This window comes from Citreimonas sp. (assembly GCF_042096055.1).
In the GTDB taxonomy this organism is placed as follows: Bacteria; Pseudomonadota; Alphaproteobacteria; order Rhodobacterales; family Rhodobacteraceae; genus Citreimonas.
Genome location: NZ_JBELMH010000085.1, coordinates 4,960 through 13,136 on the forward strand (window position 1 = coordinate 4,960; position 8,177 = coordinate 13,136).

General features: G+C 69.5%; 10 protein-coding genes. 1 reads left to right on the plus strand and 9 read right to left on the minus strand.

Translation table 11 applies throughout. From position 1 onward, the window contains the following. A partial coding sequence (locus ACFDTC_RS15175) for a molybdopterin oxidoreductase family protein (protein ID WP_375259727.1) occupies positions 1-1,223 on the plus strand: 1,223 nt, incomplete at its 5' end. Here ACFDTC_RS15175 and ACFDTC_RS15180 read toward each other — a convergent pair. The 9 genes from ACFDTC_RS15180 to ACFDTC_RS15220 all read right to left on the minus strand — a co-directional run. Continuing rightward, entirely contained in the window at positions 1,224-3,188 is a 1,965-nt protein-coding gene (locus tag ACFDTC_RS15180) for a cache domain-containing protein (RefSeq protein WP_375259728.1), read from the minus strand. A gap of 65 nt (positions 3,189-3,253) precedes the next feature. Beyond that, a complete protein-coding gene (locus ACFDTC_RS15185) occupies positions 3,254-4,024 on the minus strand; it encodes a FadR/GntR family transcriptional regulator (protein ID WP_375259729.1) in 771 nt (256 codons plus the stop codon). 60 nt (positions 4,025-4,084) lie between these two features. Then, a complete protein-coding gene (locus tag ACFDTC_RS15190; RefSeq protein WP_375259730.1) occupies positions 4,085-4,528 on the minus strand; it encodes a molybdenum cofactor biosynthesis protein MoaE in 444 nt (147 codons plus the stop codon). 2 nt (positions 4,529-4,530) lie between these two features. Beyond that, positions 4,531-4,776 (minus strand): molybdopterin converting factor subunit 1, encoded by a 246-nt coding sequence (gene moaD / locus ACFDTC_RS15195; RefSeq protein ID WP_375259731.1) that lies wholly within the window; start codon positions 4,774-4,776, stop codon positions 4,531-4,533. Continuing rightward, positions 4,776-5,441, minus strand: a complete 666-nt coding sequence (gene pgsA, locus ACFDTC_RS15200; RefSeq protein WP_375259732.1) for a CDP-diacylglycerol--glycerol-3-phosphate 3-phosphatidyltransferase — start codon at positions 5,439-5,441, stop codon at positions 4,776-4,778. Before pgsA ends, moaD begins: the two co-directional genes overlap by 1 nt. 38 nt (positions 5,442-5,479) lie before the next feature. Further along, positions 5,480-6,217: a DNA repair protein RecO gene (recO, locus tag ACFDTC_RS15205; protein ID WP_375259733.1), complete on the minus strand. Its 738-nt coding sequence runs from the start codon at positions 6,215-6,217 to the stop codon at positions 5,480-5,482. 63 nt (positions 6,218-6,280) lie between these two features. Further along, positions 6,281-6,613 carry a DUF1491 family protein gene (locus ACFDTC_RS15210; RefSeq protein WP_375259734.1) on the minus strand — a complete coding sequence of 111 codons (333 nt, stop codon included), beginning with the start codon at positions 6,611-6,613 and terminating at the stop codon, positions 6,281-6,283. Between the two features lies 1 nt (position 6,614). Further along, entirely contained in the window at positions 6,615-7,520 is a 906-nt protein-coding gene (gene era / locus ACFDTC_RS15215) for a GTPase Era (RefSeq protein WP_375259735.1), read from the minus strand. A 46-nt stretch (positions 7,521-7,566) separates the two neighbouring features. After that, positions 7,567-8,177: DMT family transporter (locus ACFDTC_RS15220; RefSeq protein ID WP_375259736.1), on the minus strand; the 611-nt coding region annotated here is incomplete at its 5' end.

An 8,177-nucleotide genomic window follows, 5' to 3' on the forward strand; every position in this document is an offset into this window, starting at 1 on the left:
CGGCCGAGCGCGGCATGATCTTCTGGGGCATGGGCGTCAGCCAGCACATCCACGGCACCGACAACGCTCGCTGCCTGATCGCGCTGGGGCTGCTGACCGGCAACGTCGGCAAGCCCGGCGCCGGGTTGCACCCTCTGCGTGGCCAGAACAACGTGCAGGGCGCATCGGATGCGGGGCTCATCCCGCAATTCATGCCCGACTACCAGTCGGTCACCGACCCCGAGGTGCGCGCTCTGTTCCGCCACATCTGGCGCGGCACCGAGATCTCGGCCACGCCGGGCCTGACGGTGGTCGAGATCATCGACCGCGTCTATCGCGGCGAGATCAAGGGCATGTACATCCTGGGCGAGAACCCTGCCATGTCCGATCCGGACGTCGCGCATGCCCGCAAAGCGCTGGCCGCGCTGGACCACTTGGTCGTGCAGGACATCTTCCTGACAGAGACCGCGATGTTCGCCGACGTGATCCTGCCCGCCGCCGCCTTCCCCGAGAAATCCGGCAGCGTGACCAACACCAACCGCACGGTCCAAGCCGCGCGCAAGGCCGTGGACGCCCCCGGCGAGGCGCGCGAGGACTGGGCGATCCTGGTAGACATGGCGCGCCGCATCGGGCTGGACTGGGATTACGACGACCCGCGCGAGATCTTCAACGAGATGAAGATGTCGATGCGCAGCCTGCACCACATCACGTGGTCGCGGCTGGTCGCCGAAGGCGGTGTCACCTATCCCAGCAACGGCCCCGAGGACCCGGGCCAGTCGGTGGTGTTCGGCGACGGCTTTCCGCGCCGCGCGGGCCGCGCTCGGTTCGCCCCGGCGCGTGTCAGCCCACCGGCCGAGGCCCCGGATGCAAGCTATCCGATGATCCTGACCACGGGCCGGCAGCTGGAGCATTGGCACACCGGCAGCATGACCCGCCGTGCGAGCGTGCTTGACGCGGTCGAGCCCGAGGCGACCTGTGCCCTGCACCCGGCCACCTTGCGCGATCTGGGCGTAGAGGCTGGCGAGATGGTCACGCTCGAGACGCGGCGCGGGACCGTGACGGTCAAGGCGCGCGCCGACCGCAGCATCGCGCTCGACATGGTGTTCCTGCCCTTCGCCTATATCGAGGCCGCGGCCAACCTGATGACCAACTCGGCGCTCGACCCCTACGGCAAGATCCCCGAGTTCAAGTTTTCGGCGGTGCGGGTCACGCGGCCGAACGCGCAGGACGTCGCCGCCGAATGATCAGCCTTGGCTGTCCGCGCCCGCCGCGGGCAGCCAGACCGAGAATTCCGCACCGCCGTCGGGGTGGTTGCGCGCCTGGATGATGCCGCCCGCGCGCTGCACCAGCGTCTGGCTGATCGACAGGCCCAGCCCCGTGCCCTCGGCCCGCTTGGTGGTGAAGAACGGGTCGAACACCGACGCCAGGATGTCGTCCGGCAGTCCCGGCCCAGTGTCGCGCACGGTCAGACAGACGCCGTCGCGGCCGTCGCGCGTGACCGGCGCGATGCCGATGTCCAAGCGCCCCTCCGGCCCCATCGCCTGCACCGCGTTCACGACCAGGTTGATGACCACCTGCTGGATCTCGCCCGCGTCGATCCGCACCGGAGGCGCCTCGTGGAAGTCGGAGCGCACGTCGATCTCGCTCTTGGCCAGCATGTGATCGACCAGCACCAGGCAATCGGACACAACGGGCGCCAGCGACACCGTCTCGTCGCCGCCGGAATACTCGTCGGGCCGGGCGAATTGCAGCAGCTTGCCGACGATGGCGTCGATCCGCATGACCTGCCGGTCGATCAGGTCCAGCTCGGTCTTCACCGGAACGGTGTCTTCGCCCAGCGTTTCGCGGATCACGTCCACGTTGCCCTGGATCACCGCGACAGGGTTGTTGATCTCGTGCGCGACGCCCGCAGTGATCTCGCCGATCGAGGCGAGCTTTTCGCTCATAACCAACTGGCGGAAGGTCTCTTCCAGCTTGGCGTTCGCCTCGCGCAGCTCGGACGTGCGCTCCTCGACCCGCTGGTTGAGGTCCTGCGCGTAGCTGCGCAGCCGGCGGTCGCGGTCCTGCACCTGGTCCAGCAGATCGTCGAGATGCGCCGCCACCTGCCCGATCTCGTCGCGCGAGCGCATGGCGCCGTTGCGCGCCGAAAGATCCCCCCGCCCGACGCGCCGCATGGTCTGCGTCATGCGTTCGAGCGGCGCGAATATGCCCTTCGCCAGCCACAGGAACACCGGCACCGACAACGCGAGGACGCCCGCGAAGGCGCCGAGCATCCACAGGTAGGCCTCGCGCTTGGCGGCGGTGAAGGGCGCTTCGAGGAAGCCGACATAGAGCATGCCGACCCGTTCGCCGAAACTGTCGGTCAGGGGCAGGTAGCCCGAGATGTACCAGTCGTTCACGACGAAGGCGCGGTTCAGCCAAGTGCGCCCCTCGTCCAGCACGGCGTTGCGCACCACCGCCGAGACGCGCGTGCCCAGCGCGCGCACGTCCTCGAACAGGCGCACGTTGGTCGACACCCGCACGTCGTCGAGGAACAGCGTGGCGGTGCCCTGCCGCTCGCCCCCGGTGACGGCGTTGAGGTAGACCAATGCGTTGATCGAGTCGATGAACTGCAGGTTGCGATTCAGCAGGATGCCCCCGACCAGCACGCCGCGCGCGCCGTCCAGCGTCACGGGCGCCGCGGAATGCACCACCATGCCGCGGTCCTCGACCTCGCGATCGGTGGGCACGGCGGCCTCGGTGTCGATCAGGTCGATCCGCGCGCGCTCGGCCAGCCTTCCGGGAAACGAGGCGAGCTTTTCCGCCGGAAAGATGTCGATCCGGGTGGCAGGGCTGCCCGACAGCGCGGCGGCGATAACCGGCCAGCGCGCGGCGGCGCCCTCGGCCCGAGCTTCGGGCAGGTAGTACAGGAAATCGAGCTCGAGCGCCTCGCGCGTTTCCGAGAAGTACGACGCCCGCGCGGCCGGTTCGCGCGTCAGCGCGTCGGCGAACTGCACAGACCGCGCCACGCCGGTCAGGTCGTCGCCGGTGCGGGTCATGATCTGCTCGAGGTACTGCTCGGCGATACGCAGATCGCTGTCGACGTTGGCGATCAGCAGCGCGTCGTAATCCGCGGTCCAGCGGGTCATGCCGATCAGCAGCAGCAGCGGCATCAACACGACGAGCGGCGCCAGGGCCAGCACCAGAAGGCGCAGGCGGACCGAGGTCATGGGGCGGATCAGGCGGCGCGGCATAGGATCAGCCGGCGCCGGGCGACCACACGAAAGGCCATCCCCTAGTCACGCGCCGTGGTCCGTTCCAGCCGCTGGCGCGCGATCGCCTCGTGCTCCTCGGCCTTGCGGTCGGCGAACAGCGCGGCCTCGACGAAGTTCAGATGCGCCTCGACCGCCGCGCGTGCGCCCGCCGGGTCGCGCGCCTGCAGCGCATCGTTGATCAGCCGGTGCTGGTCGAGCAATGCGCTGCGGGTTGTGCGCTGCTTGAACATCACCTGGCGGTTGTAGAACACGCCCTCGCGCAGCAGCTGGTACATCGAGCGCATCATGTGAAGCATGATGACGTTGTGGCTGGCCTCGATGATCGCGAGGTGGAAATCGGCGTCCAGCCGCGCTTCGTCGGCGGGATCGCGCTTGCGGTGCGCGGTTTCCATCCGGGCGAACAGCGTGTCGATGACCTTGAGGTCGGAATCGGTGCCCGCGCGCGCCGCGCGTTCGGCTGCCAGCCCCTCCATGTCGCGGCGGAACGATAGGTAGTCGAACACCGCCTCGTCATGCTTCGAGAACAGGTCGATCAGCGCGTCCGAGAACGCCGAGCCCAGCACGTCGGCCACGTAGATGCCCGAGCCCGCGCGCGGGCTGAGCAGGCCGCGCGCCTGAAGCTCCGCCACCGCCTCGCGCAGCGAGGGGCGCGACACGTCCAGCCGTTCGGACAGCTCGCGCTCGGACGGCAGACGCTCGCCCGGGCGCAGGATGCCACGCAGGATCAGCTTCTCGATCTGGCGCACGACGGCGGAGGACAGCTTCTCGGACTGCACGGGGCGGAAGGGCATGGTGAACCTCGGGAATTGGTCGGACAGTATGACCACCCCGGCGGGTTCGCAAGCGTGGCGCTACCAGCGCGTCAGCGCGGCCTCGTCCTCGTCCCGGGCGGCGACCCAGTCGGCGCCTTCCCCGGCATGTTCCTTCTTCCAGAAGGGGGCGCGGGATTTCAGGTAGTCCATCAGGAACTCGGCCGCCTCGAACGCGTCCTTGCGGTGCCGCGCGGCGGTGGCGACCATCATGATCTTGTCGCCCGGCGCGAGGCGGCCGTAGCGGTGGATCACCAGCACGTCGCCAAGGCTCCAGCGGTCGCGTGCCTCTTCGGCGATCGCGGTTAGCGCCTTCTCGGTCATGCCGGGGTAATGCTCGATCTCCATGACCTGCAGATCACCCGAGGCGACGTCGCGCACGATCCCGGTGAAGGTCACGATGGCGCCCATGTCGTGCCGCCCGTCGGCAAAGCCGGCGGCCTCGGTCGCGAAGTCGAAGGGCGCTTCCTGCACGACGACGCGCATGATCAGCCCCCGGTCATCGGCGGGAAGAACGCCACCTCGCGTGCGCCGGCGATGGAGGCGTCGAAATCCGTCAGTTCCTGGTCGACCGCGACGCGCAGCGCCGACAGGTCGGCGAAGGCGGCGGCATAGCGGTCCTCGCGCGCGCGCAGCTCGTCGACCAGCGCCGAGACGGTCGCGGCGTCGGTCTCGACCCGCTCTTTCGGCAGGCCGATCCGTTCACGCACCCAAGCGAAATACAGCACGTCCATCACCGGTCCTCCGTCAGGAAGGGCATCGCCTTGCGGAAATATTCCCAGCCGGTGATCACGGTCAACAGCGCGGCGACCCACAGCAGCACGATCCCGAGGTTGCCGGTCCAGACCATGCCGAATTCCTTCCACCGCAGACCCATCAGGTCCTCTTCCCGGCCGCTCAGGATATCGTTCACGATCTGCGCGTCCATGCCCATCGAGGACATGACGAGGTAATGCTCGAACACGCCTTGCGCGAACAGCACCGCGATGGCCACCATTTGCGCCGTGGTCTTCCACTTGGCGAGGTTGGTCACCTTCAGGGTGCCCGACTTCTGGCCCAGGAATTCCCGCAGGCCGGACACGAACACCTCGCGGAAGGTGATGAAGGTCGCGGGCAGCACCAGCCACGGCGACATCGAGGAATAGCCCACGATCACCATCAGCGCGATTATCACCATCGCCTTGTCGGCGATCGGGTCCATCATGGCGCCGATCTTGGTCTCCTGCTTCCAGCTGCGGGCGAGATGCCCGTCGATCCAGTCGGTCACCGCCGCCAGGATGAACAGCATCAGCGCCAGCCAGTCGGCGTAGGGGCGCGAGAAATAGAGGAACATCAGTGCCAGGCCCGGCGCGGCGAGCAGGCGGAGAACCGTCAGGATGTTGGGCAGGGTCCATTGCATGGTCTCTACGTAGCCTTTCGGACCGCCCGGCGAAAGGGCTAGCCGCACGATCCCGCGCGCCGCCGCAACCGGTCGAGCAGCGCACCGCGCGCGGGGGGCAGCGCCTCTTGCCCCAGATCGGCGGCCACGTGGTGCAGCAGGAAGTACCCCGTCACCTCGAGCCCGCGCAGGATCGCGGCGTCGTCGGCGCTCCCGCCGCCCAGCAACACCGGCGGCAGCGGCAGCAGGCGGTCGGCCCAGTCGCCGGCGCCTTCTGCCGTCACCGCGCGCCCGGTGCGGGGCGAGACGTATTCCAGCCCCTCGGTCGCGCCGGTGACGGCACAGACCGACAGGTCGAGGCCGAAACCCATGTCGTCCAGCAGCGCGCGCTCCCACCGCAGGTAGGCCAGCGGCCACAGGTCGGGCTGGCCCAGCAGGTCCAGCAGCGCCTCGGTCCGGGTGTAGAGCGCGGGGCTCGCGGCGCGTTCGGGCAACGACCACCGGACCAGCGCCAGCACCGCCGACAGCCCTGCCAGCGACAGCCGGTCGCCCAGGGCAGCCGCCGCGCGCGAGCGCTGCGGCTCGGCCGTGAAGGCGCCCATGTGATCCTCGAGCCGCGCGCGCCACGTCAGGTCGAGCTGCGCGCCCGGCTGCAGAACCGGCGCCAGCTTGCGCGAGGTGCCGCCGCGCAGCACCCCCGCATGGCGGCCGTGCCCCGGCGTGAAGACGTCGAGGATCAGCGACGTCTCGCCGTGCTTGCGGGTCGCCAGAAGGATGCCGGTGTCGCGCCATTCCATGCGGTCGAACGTGGCCGCGCGCAGGCCCGGCGGCAAGGTGCTTCGCGCCGTTCCAACTTCGCCTCAGTCGCGCAGGCCATCCTGGTCCAGAAGATGCCGGCCTTGGCGGTCCTCGACCTCGATCACCCACAGGTCGGGATCGAATCCGCGCTGGCGGGCAATGGCGGCGTCCACCGCGCGTTCGTCGCCCTCGGCCAGCACGTCCCAAGCGCGCGCGCCGGTCATCAGGTCGAAGCCGCGGGTGAAGGCCTGCGCGCGGCCGTCCAGCGTCGCCAGCTTGACCAGCACGGCGCCCGCGTTGTCGTCGCCATGCGCTACCACGAAGGCGGGGATGTCGGCCAGCCGCAGCCGCGTCAGGTAGCCGTCGACCCAGAACCGCGAGGTCAGCCGCGCCACGTCAATCCCCGTCGCGGAAGTCGAGGCCCATCTCGGAATACCGCTCGGCCTCGTCCAGCCAGTTCTCGCGCACCTTCACCTGCAGGAACAGGTGGACCTTGCGGCCCAGGAACTCTTCGAGCTCTTCGCGCGACGCCTTCGAGATCGCCTTGATCGTCTCGCCCTTGTGGCCCAGCACGATGCCCTTGTGGCCGTCGCGCGCGACGTACACCACCTGGTCGACGCGGGCCGAGCCGTCCTTGCGCTCTTCCCAGTGCTCGGTCTCGACCGTCAGCTGGTAGGGCAGTTCCTGATGCAGGCGCAGGGTCAGCTTCTCGCGCGTCATCTCGGCGGCGATCATGCGCATGGGCAGGTCGGCGATCTGGTCCTCGGGGTACAGCCACGGCTCTTCCGGCAGCTGGTCGGCCAGCCAGCGGCGCATGTCGTCGACGCCGTGACCCTTCTCGGCCGAGATCATGAAGGTCTGCGCGAAGGCGTGGCGGTCATTGAGGTCCTGCGACAGCGCCAGCAGCGTTTCGGCCTTCACGCGGTCGATCTTGTTGATCGCCAGCGCCACGGTTTGCCCCTGCGGCATGTCCTTCAGCCCGTCGACGATGCGCTTGACGCCCTCGGTCACGCCGCGATGCGCCTCGATCAGCAGCACGATCACGTCGGCGTCGGCCGCCCCGCCCCACGCCGCCTTGACCATCGCGCGGTCCAGCCGCCGGCGCGGCACGAACAGCCCCGGCGTGTCGACGAAGACGATCTGCGCGTCGCCCTCGATCGCGACGCCGCGGATGCGCGTGCGTGTGGTCTGCACCTTGTGGGTGACGATCGACACCTTGGCGCCGACCATGCGGTTGGTCAGCGTCGACTTGCCCGCGTTGGGCTCTCCGATCAGGGCGACGAATCCGGCGCGGGTGGTCATGGGCGGGTCCTTGGGCGTGACTGCAAGGCCGGGGCTTTAGCGCGGATCACGGCGCCGCGCCAGCCCCCGCGGCCCGCCGCGTCCGCCTGTCGCGCAGCAGGGTGTAGAGCCCCGAGACGACGATCAGCGCGGCGCCGGCCAGCATCCAGGCGTCGGGCCGTTCGCCGAAGACGGCATAGGCGATCACCAGCGCAACGATCAGCCGGAAGTAGCGGAATGGTGCGACGACGGAAACCGTGCCCGACCGCATCGCCTGCGTCAGGGCGGCGTAGGACACCACGCCCACCAGCGCCGTGGCGATCATCCACGGCCAGGCGGGCGCCGGCGGGAGGGCGGGACGCGCGCCCTCGGCCACCAGGATCACGAGGCCGGCGGCGGTGACCACGGCGAAGCCCAGCACGCCCAGCTGCGCCGCGTGCACGCCCGGCGGGCTGGTGCGGGTGGCCAGGTCGCGGCCGGCGAAACCGATCATACCCAGCACGGCGAAGATCACCGTGGGCTGGAACCCCTCCGCACCGGGGCGCAGGATCAACAGCACGCCGATGAACCCGGCGCCGGTCGCAGCCCAGCGGCGCGGGCCGACCTTCTCGCCCAGAACGAGTGCCGCGCCCAGCGTCACCATCAGCGGCGCGGCCTGCAGGATCGCCGTGGTCGTCG

Excerpts from the sequence above, each read along its gene's own strand:
- pgsA (WP_375259732.1), bottom strand. The coding sequence starts at position 5,441 with ATGCAATGGACCCTGCCCAACATCCTGACGGTTCTCCGCCTGCTCGCC.
- ACFDTC_RS15190 (WP_375259730.1), bottom strand. The coding sequence starts at position 4,528 with ATGCGCGTCGTCGTGCAGGAAGCGCCCTTCGACTTCGCGACCGAGGCC.
- recO (WP_375259733.1), bottom strand. The coding sequence starts at position 6,217 with ATGGAATGGCGCGACACCGGCATCCTTCTGGCGACCCGCAAGCACGGC.
- moaD (WP_375259731.1), bottom strand. The coding sequence starts at position 4,776 with ATGGACGTGCTGTATTTCGCTTGGGTGCGTGAACGGATCGGCCTGCCG.
- ACFDTC_RS15185 (WP_375259729.1), bottom strand. The coding sequence starts at position 4,024 with ATGCCCTTCCGCCCCGTGCAGTCCGAGAAGCTGTCCTCCGCCGTCGTG.
- ACFDTC_RS15180 (WP_375259728.1), bottom strand. The coding sequence starts at position 3,188 with ATGACCTCGGTCCGCCTGCGCCTTCTGGTGCTGGCCCTGGCGCCGCTC.
- era (WP_375259735.1), bottom strand. The coding sequence starts at position 7,520 with ATGACCACCCGCGCCGGATTCGTCGCCCTGATCGGAGAGCCCAACGCG.